Here is a 14,307-nt window from a genome sequence, read left to right on the forward strand (position 1 = left end):
TGGATGCCATAACTCTGCCACAGGCAGCCGTCGGCGCCCGGTAAGGCGATAGCATCGGCGGCTGTGGCGACCGACTTCGACATCCTGGTGATCGGTGCCGGCCAGTCCGGTCTCTCCGCCGGTTACCACCTGCGCCGCCTCGGGTTGGTCCCCGAACGCGATTTCCTCATCGTCGACCACGCGCCGGGTCCGGGCGGGGCCTGGCAGTTCCGGTGGCCCTCGCTCACGCTGACGACCGTCAACCGGGTGCACGATCTGCCGGGGATGTCCTTCGCCGAGACGCTGCCGCCCGGCTCGGAGTCGGCGCCGGCGGCCACCGCGGTGCCGCACTACTACGAGCTCTACGAGAAGCGCTTCGACCTGCGGGTTCGCCGCCAGGTGACGGTCGACGTGGTCTGCGATCGGACCGCCGACGGGCAGTCCTGCGCCGGTCGCGGAGAGGTGCTGCACGTCGAGACCGACGGCGCGGGGACGCTGCGCACGCGCGGATTGATCAACGGCACCGGTACCTGGGAGCACCCGTTCATCCCGGTCTATCCGGGCGCGGACACCTTCACCGGCCGGCAGTTGCACACCCGCGACTACCGCACCGCCGCCGAGTTCGCGGGCAAACACGTGGTCATCGTCGGCGGCGGCATCTCGGCGGTGCAATTGCTCGACGAGATCTCCCAGGTGACGTCCACCACATGGGTCACCCGCAGCGAGCCGGTGTTCCGTTCGCTGCCGTTCCGCGAGGAGGACGGTCGCGCGGCCGTCGCGATCGTGGAGGACCGGGTGCGCCGCGGGCTCCCGCCCGGATCGGTGGTGTCGGTGACCGGCCTGCCGCTCGACGAGCGCCTGCGCGCCGCGCGCGATCGTGGCGTGCTGCGGCGGCAGCCGATGTTCGAACGAATCGAGCCGACCGGGGTGCGCTGGGCCGACGGACGGTTCCAGGACGCCGACGTCATCCTGTGGGCGACCGGGTTCCGCAGCGCGCTCGACCACCTGGCGCCGCTGCGGCTGCGCGGCCCCGGCGGCGGCATCACGATGACCGGCAGGCTCGCCACCCAGGTGGCGGTCGACCCGCGGGTGCACCTGATCGGCTACGGACCCTCGGCCAGCACCATCGGCGCCAACCGGGCGGGCCGGGCCGCGGCCGCCGAACTGACCGACTACCTGGGGATCAAGCCAGCCCGGCGCTGAAAGTGGCCGGATCGGGGCCGACCCGGGTGCCGGTATCGAGCCGGTTGATCGCCTCCATCGCCTGCGCGTCCAGTTCGAAGGAGAGCACGTCGAAGTTCTCGGCGATGCGCGACGGGGTGACCGACTTCGGGATGACGATATTGCCCAGCTGCAGATGCCAGCGGATGATCACCTGCGCCGGCGTGCGGTCGAGCTCCTTGGCGATGGTGACCACGGTCGGGTTGTCCAGCAGCGTGCCCTGCCCCAGCGGGCTCCACGCCTCGGTGGCGATGGCGTGGTTGGCGTCGTACTGGCGCAGTTCGCGCTGCGCGAGGGTGGGATGCAGTTCGATCTGGTTGACCGCCGGGGTCTCGCCGGTCTCGGCGATCACGGTCTCCAGGTCGATCACCCGGAAGTTGGAGACGCCGATCGAGCCGATCCGGCCCTGCGCCTTGAGCGCCTGGAAGGCGCGGAAGGTGTCGACGTAGCGACCGGCCGACGGCACCGGCCAGTGGATCAGGTACAGGTCCAGATAGTCCAGGCCCAGGCGCCGCATACTGGCGTCGAAGGCGCGCAGCGTGCTGTCGTAGCCCTGCTCGGCATTCCACAGCTTGGTGGTCACGTAGATCTCGTCGCGGGGGATGCCCGAGGCGCGGATGGCGCGGCCGACGCCCTCCTCGTTGCCGTAGATCGCGGCCGTGTCGATGCTGCGGTAGCCGACTTCCAATGCCTCGGCCACCACCGGGGTGACGTCGTCCTCCGGCACCTGGAACACACCGAAGCCGAGCTGCGGAATGACATTGCCGTCATTGAGCACGATGGTGGGAACAGGGCTGCTAGCGCTACGGAAGGTCACCCGTTCGACGGTAGAAGTGGTTCGCCGTACCGTCAACGACGCACCCTCGCGTGTTTCCCCCGGTTCCGGATCGGGTAGGAAGCGGGGCGCCGGTCAGTGAACGACCCCGGGAAGACCGATTCGCCGGTATCGCGCCTGCCGTCGGGCCCGCAGTTCCGCCGTCGGCGCCGCGCGCAGGGCGGCCAGTTCCTCGGTCACCGCGAGCACCATGCGCCGGGAGAAGGCGACCGGTTCGTCGGCGGCGTCGGGGTGTTCGTCGACGATGCGGTCCACGACGCCGTCGGTTTGCAGGTCGAGCGCTCGAATGCCCTGTGCCGCAGCCAGTTCCGCCGCGTGCGAGGTGTCACGGAAGACGATGGCGCTCGCACCCTCCGGCGGCAGCGGGGCCAGCCAGCCGTGACCGGCGGCCAGCACCCGATCGGCCGGGAGCAGGGCCAGCGCGCCGCCGCCGGTGCCCTGGCCGAGCAGGATCGACACGGTCGGGGTATCGAGGGTGACCAGGTCGGCCAGGCAGCGGGCGATTTCGGGGGCGAGCCCGCGTTCCTCGGCCTCCTTGGACAGCGCGGCGCCGACGGTGTCGATCACCAGGACCAGCGGCAGGCGCAGCTCCCGGGCCAGCGCCATCGCCCGGCGCGCCTCGCGCAGGGCGGCCGGGCCCATGGTGTGCTCGCCCTGCTGGCCGGAGCGGTCGTGGCCGAAGACGACACAGGGCTGTCCGCCGAACCGGGCCAGCGCCAGCACCACGGTGCGATCGGATTCGCCCTGGCCGGTGCCGCTGAGCGGAACCCGTTGGGTCACATGGCGAAGCAGGTCACGGATGCCGGGACGGCCGGGCCTGCGGGTGCTCAGTACCGAATCCCAGGCGCTCGCCGTGGAAGCGGCGGCGGTGGCCGGACTGCGTACGGGCGCGGCCCATCCCGGCTCGGCGGTGACCGGCAGGACGACGCCGCTCGCGACGCTCAAGGCCCGGTGGGCGATCCGGCGGAACACCTCGACGGTGACCACACCGTCGATCACGCCGTTGCGGTAGAGGTTCTCCGCCGTCTGCACACCGGGCGGAAAAGGCTTGCCGTACAACGCTTCGTACACGCGAGGGCCGAGGAATCCGATCAGCGCGCTCGGCGCGGCGAAGGTGATGTGGCCCAGCGACCCCCAGGACGCGAACACCCCACCCATCGTGGGATCCCGCAGATACACCAGATAGGGATGCCCCGCCGCCTTGTGCACCGCGACCGCCCCCGCGATCTTCACCATCTGCACGAAAGCGACCGTGCCCTCCTGCATCCGGGTCCCGCCGGACGTAGGCGAGGCGATCAGCGGCAACCCCAGTTCGGTGGCCCGCTCCACCGCCGACACGATCCGCTCGGCCGCGGCCACCCCCACCGATCCCGCCAAAAACGCGAACTCACACGCGATCACGGCCACCCGCCGCCCGCGCAACAACCCCTCCCCCGTCACCACCGACTCATCGGTCCCGGCCCGCCGCTCGGCGTCGACCAACTCCTGGCGATACCGCGGCGACACCGCGGGCTCGACCGGCGGCTGGTCCCAGCTCAGAAACGAATCGGTGTCGAGCAACTGCCCGATCAGGTCGAACGCCGACATACGCACGCGCTGAGCCTAGCGGGATCGGCCGCTACCGAGCCGAGGGAACGGGACCTTCGGGGTGAGCGGTGCACGCGCTGCTCACGCTTCACCGTCGCCTGGGTACGGGTACGCGGCGCGGTTCGTCGTGGCATTCCGTTATGAACGACTGCCGAGTGCTGCCGAGCAGCTGATCGATCCGCTGTGTGGCTGGCGGATCGGATCGGGGCAGCGGGGTGCTGAGGGGCGAAGCGGGGCTGCTGCCTTCATCGCGGCAGCCCCGGGTTCGGCTCAGTAGCCCTGCATGACCTTGCGCAGGGCGTACTCGGTCAAGGAGACCAGGGCCTGCTTGGCGGGCTCCCGGCGGCGGGCGTCGATCGACATGATCGGCACGTCGGCGGGGACCGCGAGGGCCTGGCGGATGTCCTCGAGCGGGTACTTCGGTGCGTCGTCGAACTCGTTGAGCGCCACCAGGAACGGTAGACCGCGAGCCTCGAAGTAGTCGACAGCGGCGAAGCTGTCTTCCAGCCTGCGGGTGTCGACCAGCACCACGGCGCCGATGGCGCCGCGGATGAGGTCGTCCCACATGAACCAGAACCGGTACTGGCCGGGCGTGCCGAACAGATACAGGACCAGGTCGTCGGCGAGGCTGATCCGGCCGAAGTCCATCGCCACCGTGGTGGTCGACTTCATCGGAATGCCGGTCAGGTTGTCGATTCCGGTACTGGCGTTGGTGACCAACGCCTCGGTGCGCAGCGGAACGATCTCCGACACCGCACCGACCAACGTGGTCTTACCGACACCGAAGCCACCGGCGACAACGATCTTCGCCGAAGTCGGCTTGCTCGTGCGGGTGTCGACCTGCGCCGTCGAATCAAATACGCCGGAGTCCACTGAGAACCCTTTCGATCAGCTCGCGACGTTCATCGTCGCTGGAATCGTCTTTCAAAGTCGCCGAGACCCGGACATGACCGGCCTCGATGAGGTCGGCCACGAGTACCCGCGCTACACCGATCGGGATACCCAATTGGGCAGCTATCTCGGCAACGGACGGCGATTGCCTGCACAACTCCACGATGGACGTTTCGAGGTTGTTCAGTTCGAACTGCCGCTCCATGGCGACCGGATGCGATGCAACGAGAGCCTCCAACGCCAACTCGACCGCCGGCCTGGTGCGGCCGGCAGTCAAGGAGTACGGGCGGACGAGGCTGGGCTCGGCGCTCCCCATGCGGTGATCGTCTATGTCCATCCCACCATCAGGAACCCATCGTGACGCGTGGCGTGGCCTGGACGGTCTGGCCCACACGCTCGACCAACAGAGCCATTTCGTAGCCCACCTGACCGATGTCACACGAGGTGTTGGTCAGGACCGCGAGATACGAGCCGTCGCCGACTGCCATGAGCAGTAGGTAACCGTGCTCCATCTCGACGACGGACTGCAGTACCGTACCGCCTTCGAACAGATTGGACACGCCGACGGAAAGGCTTGCCAGACCGGCGGTGACGGCGGAGAGCTGCTCCGCGCGGTCCACCGGAAGCTGGGCGCTCGCGGCCATCAGCAGGCCGTCAGCCGAGACCAGGACGGCATGGGCTACGCCAGGAACCTCGTTGGCGAAGTTCGAAACCAGCCAATCCAGCTGACGGTTCGTACCACCTAGATCGGGGTTCATCGGTCTCCTTTATCTCCGGTTAGGTTCATTGCCTTCATTGCGCGGCCATCCCGGACGCCCTGCTGGTGACGACTCAAGCTGGACCTGATCGTTTCGGGATCACGTTGCGGGGTGGTGTCGGCCTTACCGGTCACACCGCCAGGCACGAGCCTGCCGCCCGGGTTGCGCTGAGGCAAGCCCGCAGCGGTACGAACCTCGGGCTGAGCCTCGCTGGCCCGGCGTGCGGCCTGCCATCCTTCGTCACCCGGTGATTCGAAGGCAGCCGCCATCTGGGACCGGTCGGAATTCTCGTCCGTGAGCCACGCCGACATCATCTCCGCGAAGATCGGCGTTCCGCCCATGACGGAATCACCTTCCGGTGCCGGCTGCAACCTGGTCTGGAAGAACGACGCAGCCTTGGCCGGATTCGACCGGAAGCTGTGCCGACCCGGATCGCGCCCTGCCGACGCAGCGTTCTCCGGCCCCGCAGGATCCCGATCCCGTTGGGGCAGAGCCACTCCTGGCCCGGCGTTCGCCTGCGGTACCACAGTAGCGCCGGGATCGCGCTGGGGCAGCCCATTCGGCGCAGCCGGACGCTGCGGCAGGCCGTTGGGCGCCTCCCGCTGCGGCAGACCGGCCGCGGGAGCCCGCTGCGGGAGCCCGTTGTCGCCGGAATCACGCTGCGGCGCAGGGGCACCCGGCGCGCCGCGCTGGGGCAGACCGTTGGCGGGACGCGGCGGCTGACCGGCCGGGTCACGCTGCGGCAGACCACCGCGCTGCGGCAGCCCGGTGGACGGATCACGTTGCGGCAGACCACCGGTCTGCTCGCGCTGGGGCAGCCCGGTGGAGGGGTCACGCTGGGGCAGACCACCGGTCTGCTCCCGCTGCGGGAGACCATTGGCCGGATCACGCTGGGGTAGGCCACCGGTCTGCTCCCGCTGGGGCAGGCCGTTCGAAGGATCACGCTGCGGGAGACCACCGCTCTGCTCGCGGTGCGGCAGCCGCGCCGCCGGATCACGCTGCGGCAGGCCGCCGGTCTGGTCCCGCTGCGGCAGCCCGTTGGACGGGGCGCGCTGCGGCAGGCCGGTCGACGGATCACGCGAGACCGGACCGGAATCACGCTGCGGCGCACCGTTGCCCGCGGGGTCACGCTGGGGCAGCCCGGTGGAGGGGTCACGCTGGGGCAGACCACCGGTCTGCTCCCGCTGCGGGAGACCATTGGCCGGATCACGCTGGGGTAGGCCACCGGTCTGCTCCCGCTGGGGGAGGCCGTTGGCGGGACGCTGCGGCAGCCCGGCCGACGGATCGCGCGGCGGCGCGCCGTTGGCGCCCGGCGAGCGCTGCGGCAGACCACCGGCGGTGGTGTCGCGCTTGGGCGGCGCGGTGTCGCGCGGCGGCGGGGCCTGCTCGCGCGCCGGAGCGCCGTTGGCGCCCGGCGCACGCTGCGGCAGTCCACCGGCCAGCGACTGCGGGGCACCGGCGGGCTTGGGATCGCCCGGCTGCCCCGGCGCGGACGGCGCGCCCTGCGGACGCTGCGGTCCACCGGGTCCGCCCGGCCCACCGGCCGCGAGGTTGCGCTTGGGCAGATTGGCCGCGGCCAGCTTGCCGCGCTGCGGCACGTTGCCCTGACCGGGCGCCGGCGGACGCAGGGTCGGCGAGGACTGCTCGGCGGCGTCCTGCTGCAGGCCCTGGGCCATCGAGTTCCCGGGCTGCCGCTGCGGCAGCCCACCCTGACCGGCCGGGATCGGCCCGCTGCTGACACCGGGATCGACGGTGACCATCACGTTGCCGCCCGGGGTCCGGGTGATCGCGCGGGTCTGCATCGTGCTCTGCTGGTTCTGCGGGTTCGGGCGCTGCTGCTGCGGCGGCGCCTGCTGCTGCAGCTGCTGCGGCGGCACCACCGGGCCGCCGGCGCCGGAGACGATCAGGCCGACCGGCACGTGCACGGTGACGGTGACGCCCGGATCGCGCGCGGTGTCGAAGGTCGGACGCAGGCGCACGGTCAGACCGTGCCGCTCGGCGAGCCGGCCGACTACGAACAGACCCATGTGGCGGGCGGTGTCGGGACCGGGCTCGGCGGTCTGCTCGAGCCTGCGGTTGATCTCCGACATCTCCTGCGGCGGCATACCGATACCGCGGTCGGCGACCTCGATCAGCAGACCCTGATCATGGGCCTGGGCGAAGGTGAACTTGACGTCGGTCTCCGGCGGGGAGGCCCGCAGCGCGTTGTCGAGCAGCTCGGCGAACAGGTGCGCCATGTCGGAGGCGGCCGGTTCGACCAGCGAGCCACGCGGGGTCGCGCCGAGCTTGACCCGTTCGTAGTCCTCGACCTCGGAGATCGCGGCACGCAGCACGTCGGCGATCTCGACCGGGGCCGACTTGGTCCGGCGCTGCTTGGTACCCGCGAGGATGAGCAGGTTGTCACCGTTACGGCGCATGCGCGCCGCGAGGTGGTCGAGCCGGAAGAGGTTCTCGAGCAGGCGCGGGTCCTTCTCGTCGTACTCCATCGCCTCGATGAGGGTGAGCTGATGGTCGACGAGCGACTTGGAGCGCCGGGCCAGAGTCTCGAACATGTCGTTGACCTGCGAACGCATCTGCGCCTGATCACTCGCCAGGCGCAGCGCCTGACCGTGGATGTCGTCGACGGCGCGGGCCAGCTGGCCGATCTCCTCGTCGGAGCGCACCGGCATCGGCTCGAGCGGCACGTCCTCGGGGGCGGCGCCGTTACGCAGCTGGGCGACCTCGTGCGGCAGATCGGACTCGGCGACGCGCAGCGCGGCCAGGCGCAGGCGGTGCAGCGGCACGATCATCGAGCGGGCGACGAACACGGCCAGCAACAGCGCGGCGAGGATCGTCGCGATGACGACGCCGGTGTAGGACCAGGCGCCGGTGGCGGCGGTGGTGGTGAGTTCGTCCATGGACGACTCGATGGCCTTGGTGGCCTGGTCGACGACGCCCTCGTAGCCGACGAGGCTGGTGACGAGCGACGTACGCATGTCACCGATGGGCAGTTTGCCCGCCGCGACCTCGGGGCTGCTGACCAGGTTCTGCCGGACGTCGGCCTGCGCCTTGAGGTCCGCGATCACCCGATCGCCGTCGGGGAAGCGGTTGGCCAGCACGTCGAGCAGGTGCCGCTCGGTGGCGACACCGGTGATGAAGTCCTGCGAACCCTGCGGCAGACCGCGCAGCATCTCGGAGATGCCTGCCAGCTGGTCGACGAGCACGGAACGGGTGTTGAGCGAGTCGACGAGGCGCAGCTTGGCCTGGTCCATGACCGGATCGCTGACCTGGGCGATGGTGGTCTCGACGATGTCGACGCTGTCTTTACGCATCTGCTCGACCGAGGCCAGCGCGGGCTCGGCCGACGAGGTCAGCGCCTTGCCCTGGCCGCGCACGTTCTTGGCCTGCGAGATCATCCGCTGCAGCGCCTCGTGCGCCCGCGGCAGATCGGTCAACCGGCCCAGTGAGGACTCGGCGGCGGCGATGGCCGCATCGAGATCGGCGAGGTCCTTGTCGGTGACCAGGGTGACCCCCGGCCCCGCGGGAACCATCTGACTACCGGTGACCCGCGCCGAGGTAGCACTCAGCGCGGTGACCGACGGAATCGAGTCGACCTGCTCATTGATGCTCGACAGCCGGTTGGCCTCCGAGAACTCCGAGGTAATTCTCGACACGCCGAGCCCGACCGCGACCGCGAGCGGCACGGCCAGCACGGCCGTAACCTTCCAACGCAGGTCCCAGTTGCCGAGCGCCCAGCGCTTGCTGCCGGACCTAGCGGCGTCACGCATCTCCCACTCACTTTCCAAACTGGCCTCGTACCTTGCGCCATCAGCGAACCTCCACAGGCGCGATGGCGGCTCACCAGAGTTGACTGGCCGAGAACTGCGGCTGGCCGAGAAATTGCGTCTACGACTGCCCGAATAAGTGACATCAGATTCTAACGGATCAATAACTTCTTGGCTGACTCCCGGTAGAGGTCCGCGCGATGACCTGCCCGTTCCAGGCAAAACCAAAGGTCGCGGCACCCCCTCGGGTGTCGCGTGAAGTCTGCCACAATCATCAGGATCTATCGAGCGGGCATCGAAGCGAGGCTAGGGAGTCACGGGCTTGGACGTGGAACACGAGTACCGACCGGTCTATCAGACCAGTCTGGTCGACCCAGCCGACTTCTGGTCCGCCGCAGCTCAGGCCATCGAGTGGGACGTGGCGCCGCAGCAGATCGTCGACGCCGCCGACAAGCGCGCGGCCCGCTGGTTCCCCGACGCCCGGCTCAACACCTGCGTCAACGCGCTGGACCGGCACGTGCGAGCGGGCACCGTCGCCGAGGGCGGGCACGCCGATCAGGCCGCCCTCATATATGTCTCCGCTATGACGGACACCACCACCGTCTACACCTACGCCGAGCTGCTCGACGAGGTCGCCCGATTCGCCGGAGCCATGCGTGATCTCGGCGTCGTGGCCGGTGACCGGGTGGTGATCTACCTGCCGATGATCCCCGAGGCCGTGATCGCGATGCTGGCCTGCGCCCGCATCGGCGCGGTGCACTCGGTCGTGTTCGGCGGCTTCGCCGCGCCCGAACTGGCCGCCCGCATCGACGACGCCGAACCGGTCCTGGTGGTCACCGCCTCGGGCGGCATGGAGCCCCACCGCCGCATCGACTACCCGCCGATCGTGCTGCAGGCGCTGGATCTGGCGCAGACGGCGTCGGTGCGCACGGTGATCGTCAAGCAGCGCCCGGAATTCCCGACCATCGAGTTCCCGGCAGCGCTGCCCGCCACCGACGTGCTGCCGTCCTCGGAGCAGACCGTCGCGGCCCGCTGGGTCGACTGGGCCGCCACCGTCGCCGACGTCACCCCGGCCGAGCCGGTCTCGGTCGCCGCGACCGATCCGCTCTACATCCTCTACACCTCGGGAACCACCGGCAAACCCAAGGGCGTGGTCCGCGACAACGGCGGGCACGCGGTCGCGCTGGCCTGGTCGATGCGCAATATCTACGACGTCGGCCCAGGTCAGGTGTTCTGGGCGGCCTCCGATGTGGGCTGGGTCGTCGGCCACTCCTATATCGTCTACGCGCCGCTGCTGGTCGGCGCGACGACCGTGCTCTACGAGGGCAAACCGGTCGGCACCCCCGACGCGGGGGTCTTCTGGCGGATCATCGACGAGCACGACGTGCGGGTGCTGTTCACCGCGCCGACCGCGTTGCGCGCGATCCGGCGGGCCGATCCCGAGGCCGCCGCCGCCCACCGCCACGACCTGTCCCGGCTGCGCGCGCTGTTCTGCGCGGGCGAGCGGCTGGACCCGGCCACCTTCGAATGGGCCTCCGGCACCCTGCTCGCCGATCACCCCGACACCCCGGTGGTCGATCACTGGTGGCAGACCGAGACCGGCTGGCCGATCTGCGCCGACCCGCTCGGCCTGCAGGAACTGCCGGTCAAACCCGGTTCGTCGTGCGTGCCGGTGCCCGGCTACCGGCTGCGGGTGCTCGACGCGAACGGCAATCCGGTGCCGACCGGCGTCGAGGGCAACATCGTCATCGGGCTGCCGCTGCCGCCCGGCGCGCTGACCGGGCTGTGGCGCGACCGCGAGCGGTTCATCCGCTCGTATCTGTCGGCCTTCCCCGGCCACTATCTGACCGGCGATTCCGGTTACTTCGACGAGGACGGCTACCTCTACGTCCTCGGCCGCAGCGACGACGTGATCAACATGGCCGGGCACCGTCTCTCGGCGGGCAGCATCGAGGCCGCCATCGCCGGGCACGACGCGATCGCCGAATGCGCCGTGATCGGTGTGCCCGACGAGCTCAAGGGCCACCTGCCGCTGGCCTACGTGGTGCTCAAGCAGGGTGTGGAGGTCGATCCGGAGCAGTTGCGGACCGAGCTCGCCGAGCGGGTGCGCGAGCAGATCGGCGCCATCGCCACCCTGCACAGCGCGATCATCGTTTCGGGCCTGCCCAAGACCCGTTCGGGCAAGATCCTGCGCAAGACGATCCGCCAGCTCACCGCCGGGGAACAGGTGGAGACCCCGGCCACCATCGAGGACCCGGCCGTGCTCACCGCGCTGGCCGACCGCATCCTGGCCAATCCGCCGCTGGGCAATCCGCCCCCGGCCGCGCAGGACACGCCCACCCCCGACCTCGACGGCGACCCGGTGGCCCCGACGGCCTGACCATCGGGCCCGGTGGTGGCCGCCGCCCCTAGGATTGCGGCGTGACCGATCGTGCTGCCTCCACTGTCCTGGTCGTCGACGACGACGAGGACGTCCTCGCCTCGGTCGAACGCGGCCTGCGGCTGTCCGGGTTCCAGGTACTGGTCGCGCGCGACGGCGCCGCCGCTCTGCGCGCCGTCTCCGAGCACGCGCCCGACGCGGTGGTGCTCGACATGAACATGCCGGTGCTCGACGGCGCGGGCGTGGTGACGGCGTTGCGGGCGATGGGCAACGACGTGCCGGTCTGCGTGCTCAGCGCCCGCGCCTCGGTCGACGACCGGATCGCGGGCCTGGAGTCCGGGGCCGACGACTACCTGGTGAAACCGTTCGAACTGGCCGAGCTGGTGGCCCGGATCCGGGCCCTGCTGCGCCGCCGCACCGATGCCCCGGAGCCGGTCGCGCCCGGCGCGATCAGCGTCGGCCCGCTCCAGATCGACGTGGCCGGATACCGGGCGCTGCTGCACGGCAAGGAAATCGAGCTCACCAAACGAGAATTCGAATTGTTGTCGACGCTGGCCCGGAATGCGGGTGTGGTGTTGACGCGTGAACGGCTGCTGGAATTGGTGTGGGGTTACGATTTCATAGCCGATACGAATGTCGTCGACGTGTTCGTCGGATACTTGCGACGCAAACTCGAAATAGATGACACGCCAAGGATTTTGCACACGATTCGCGGCGTAGGGTTCGTGCTCCGGGAACCGAAATGATCGAGGCCCCGCCGAAACGCCGTCGGAGACAATCGTTTTCGCTCCGAACTCGGGTCGCGGGCGCGGCCGCGGCGGGTGCCGTCATCATCGTCTCGATCGCCGCATTCGTGGGTTTCCAGGCGATCGAACGCAACAATGTGACCCAAACCGACCAGCAGCTCGAGATCGCCTCGCGGATCGTGCTGATCGAGCCGGTGCTGGCCACCGGCTTCGTCAACCTGACCGGTCTGCAGACCACCATGGCGCTCACCGTGCGCGACAACGGCCAGGTCACCGCGTCCAGTTCCACCCAGCTGCCCGATCTGCCGCCGGGCTCGCAGACCGTCGAGGTCAACGACCAGCCGTACCGGGTGCTCACCACCACCGAGAACCAGCCGGCGGGACGCACCGTCTCCCTGGCCATCCCGACCACCGAGGCCGCCAAGGCCACCGCGGACCAGCAACGCTGGGTGCTGCTGGGCGCCGCGATCGCGGTGGCGGCGGCCGCGGCGCTGGGCTGGCTGCTGGCCGGTCGCGCCGTGGGGCCGATCGTGAAGCTGACCAAGCAGGTCTCCGCGCGCAGTTCCTTCGGCGACCCCGACCACTCCGCCCAGCCGGTCGACGGGTCCGGTGTCGACGAAGCGGTCAAACTGGCCGACGCGGTGAACACCATGCTGGCCCGCGTCGACGAAGCGCAGGCCGAGACCGCCGCCGCGCTGGAGACGGCCCGCGATTTCGCCGCCGTGTCCGCCCACGAGCTGCGCACCCCGCTGACCGCGATCCGCACCGACCTCGAGGTCCTGCGCACCCTCGACCTCACCGACGAGCAGCGCCGCGAGATCCTCGACGACCTCGCCCGCAACGAGACCAGGATCGAGACCACGCTCACCGCGCTGGAACGCCTGGCCCGCGGCGACCTCACCGCCGAGGCCGACCACATCCCCACCGATGTGGCCGATCTGTGCGACCAGGCCGCCCACGACGCCATGCGCCACAACCCCGGCCTCTCGGTCCGCATCGACACCGACGCCGAGCTCGTCACCCGTGGGCTGCCCGCCGGTCTGCGGCTCGCGATCGACAACGCGCTGACCAACTCGGTCAAGCACGGTGGCGCCACCCATGCCGTCGTCTCGGCGCATCGCGCGCCCGGCGGTCGCATCGTCATCGCCGTCGACGACAACGGCACCGGCGTGCCGGTCGCCGAGCGCGACGCCGTCTTCGCCCGCTTCGCCCGCGGGACCAATGCCAGCAAGGGCGGGTCCGGCCTCGGCCTGGCGCTGGTGGCCCAGCAGGCCCAATTGCACGGCGGGCGGGCCTATTTCGAGGACAGCGCATTCGGCGGGGCTCGGCTGGTCATCGAACTGCCGGCCCGGGACACGCCCTAGACGCGCGATAGCCCCGCCGCCGCGACAAGGCGCGACGACAGGGCTATCACGGAGCTATTGATCAGCCTCGTCGAGGGATCAGGGCAGCACCTGCGGCACCGACTCCGGGATCACCAGGCCGATGACGGCACCGATCACGGCACCGGTCAGCGCGGTCGAGATCACCGACGGGATGGCGCAGAAGACGTAGCCGATGATGAACGCGGCCAGTGCGGGCACGCACATGATCGCGGCGGCCAGCGCGCCGATGGTGGCGCCTGCGGCCGCACCGTTCTGGACCGGGTCGTGGTTGCCGGCCTCGGGGTTGGTGGCGATGTCCTTCAGCTCGGTGCTGGTGTCGCCGGACAGCTGCGGCGCCATCTGCACGGTCTTGCCGTCGGCGGAGACCACCGAGGCGATCGCGATGGCGTTGCCGTCGACGGTGTTGAACTTGAGCGGGACCTCGCCGACGGTGACACCGGTGGCCGAGACCACGGTGACGGCGTCGGGGGTGATCACGAAGCGGCCGTTGTCGACGCTCGCGGAGATGGTGCGCAGGTCCGGCGAGACGGTGGTGCGGAAGTCCACGCCGTCGGCGGCACCGGCGCTGGCCAGGCCGGTGGCGATCTGCGCCTGACGCTCGGTGTCGACGTCAGCGGCCGCGACACCCGCGGTGACCAGCGACGTGGCGACGGCCAGCGGCAGCGCGGCCACGAATGCGCGACGGCCCGCCCGGGTGATGGTGCGGTGGAACATGTTCGATGTCTCCCTCCCGATGCCCCCGGCGAATCCCCGAACCCCCC

The 14,307-nt window shown here is 70.2% G+C and carries 11 protein-coding genes; 4 read left to right on the top strand and 7 right to left on the bottom strand.

Annotated elements, in window-relative coordinates; translation table 11 throughout:
• Positions 1-63: 63 nt before the first annotated feature.
• The gene (locus tag ACIO52_RS07380; RefSeq protein WP_218720794.1) at positions 64-1,182 is read left to right on the top strand and encodes an NAD(P)-binding domain-containing protein; all 1,119 of its coding nucleotides are present in this window, start codon (positions 64-66) and stop codon (positions 1,180-1,182) included.
• On the opposite strand, the gene ACIO52_RS07385 is transcribed toward ACIO52_RS07380, so the two are convergent.
• From ACIO52_RS07385 to ACIO52_RS07410, 6 genes are all read right to left on the bottom strand, one after another.
• Positions 1,163-2,017, bottom strand: coding sequence for an aldo/keto reductase (locus ACIO52_RS07385; protein ID WP_218720795.1), 855 nt, complete (start codon positions 2,015-2,017; stop codon positions 1,163-1,165). The genes ACIO52_RS07380 and ACIO52_RS07385 overlap by 20 nt on opposite strands.
• A gap of 93 nt (positions 2,018-2,110) precedes the next feature.
• Positions 2,111-3,622, bottom strand: a complete 1,512-nt coding sequence (locus ACIO52_RS07390) for a carboxyl transferase domain-containing protein (RefSeq protein WP_402643532.1) — start codon at positions 3,620-3,622, stop codon at positions 2,111-2,113.
• A gap of 270 nt (positions 3,623-3,892) precedes the next feature.
• Positions 3,893-4,495 (bottom strand): ATP/GTP-binding protein, encoded by a 603-nt coding sequence (locus ACIO52_RS07395; protein ID WP_019044951.1) that lies wholly within the window; start codon positions 4,493-4,495, stop codon positions 3,893-3,895.
• Positions 4,476-4,850: a DUF742 domain-containing protein gene (locus tag ACIO52_RS07400; RefSeq protein ID WP_019044950.1), complete on the bottom strand. Its 375-nt coding sequence runs from the start codon at positions 4,848-4,850 to the stop codon at positions 4,476-4,478. Before ACIO52_RS07400 ends, ACIO52_RS07395 begins: the two co-directional genes overlap by 20 nt.
• A 7-nt stretch (positions 4,851-4,857) precedes the next feature.
• The gene (locus ACIO52_RS07405) at positions 4,858-5,271 is read right to left on the bottom strand and encodes a roadblock/LC7 domain-containing protein (RefSeq protein ID WP_011207200.1); all 414 of its coding nucleotides are present in this window, start codon (positions 5,269-5,271) and stop codon (positions 4,858-4,860) included.
• Positions 5,268-9,038, bottom strand: coding sequence for an ATP-binding protein (locus ACIO52_RS07410; RefSeq protein ID WP_402642453.1), 3,771 nt, complete (start codon positions 9,036-9,038; stop codon positions 5,268-5,270). Before ACIO52_RS07410 ends, ACIO52_RS07405 begins: the two co-directional genes overlap by 4 nt.
• Positions 9,039-9,357: 319 nt before the next feature.
• Between ACIO52_RS07410 and ACIO52_RS07415 the strand changes: the two genes are divergently transcribed.
• From ACIO52_RS07415 to ACIO52_RS07425, 3 genes are all read left to right on the top strand, one after another.
• Positions 9,358-11,415, top strand: a complete 2,058-nt coding sequence (locus tag ACIO52_RS07415; protein WP_218716914.1) for an AMP-binding protein — start codon at positions 9,358-9,360, stop codon at positions 11,413-11,415.
• Positions 11,416-11,456: 41 nt separating this feature from the next.
• Positions 11,457-12,161, top strand: coding sequence for a response regulator transcription factor (locus tag ACIO52_RS07420; protein WP_218716913.1), 705 nt, complete (start codon positions 11,457-11,459; stop codon positions 12,159-12,161).
• Positions 12,162-12,298: 137 nt separating this feature from the next.
• A complete protein-coding gene (locus ACIO52_RS07425) occupies positions 12,299-13,525 on the top strand; it encodes a HAMP domain-containing sensor histidine kinase (protein WP_342801890.1) in 1,227 nt (408 codons plus the stop codon).
• Between the two features lie 78 nt (positions 13,526-13,603).
• Here ACIO52_RS07425 and ACIO52_RS07430 read toward each other — a convergent pair whose 3' ends face one another.
• Positions 13,604-14,260, bottom strand: a complete 657-nt coding sequence (locus ACIO52_RS07430) for a hypothetical protein (RefSeq protein WP_316573480.1) — start codon at positions 14,258-14,260, stop codon at positions 13,604-13,606.
• Positions 14,261-14,307 lie beyond the last annotated feature (47 nt).

Source organism: Nocardia sp. NPDC087230, from assembly GCF_044744725.1.
In the GTDB taxonomy this organism is placed as follows: domain Bacteria; phylum Actinomycetota; class Actinomycetes; order Mycobacteriales; family Mycobacteriaceae; genus Nocardia; species Nocardia canadensis.

What these genes read in the sequence shown, in the direction of transcription:
- ACIO52_RS07390 (WP_402643532.1), bottom strand. Translation starts at nt 3,622, where the DNA reads ATGTCGGCGTTCGACCTGATCGGGCAGTTGCTCGACACCGATTCGTTT.
- ACIO52_RS07400 (WP_019044950.1), bottom strand. Translation starts at nt 4,850, where the DNA reads ATGGACATAGACGATCACCGCATGGGGAGCGCCGAGCCCAGCCTCGTC.
- ACIO52_RS07405 (WP_011207200.1), bottom strand. Translation starts at nt 5,271, where the DNA reads ATGAACCCCGATCTAGGTGGTACGAACCGTCAGCTGGATTGGCTGGTT.
- ACIO52_RS07430 (WP_316573480.1), bottom strand. Translation starts at nt 14,260, where the DNA reads ATGTTCCACCGCACCATCACCCGGGCGGGCCGTCGCGCATTCGTGGCC.
- ACIO52_RS07410 (WP_402642453.1), bottom strand. Translation starts at nt 9,038, where the DNA reads ATGCGTGACGCCGCTAGGTCCGGCAGCAAGCGCTGGGCGCTCGGCAAC.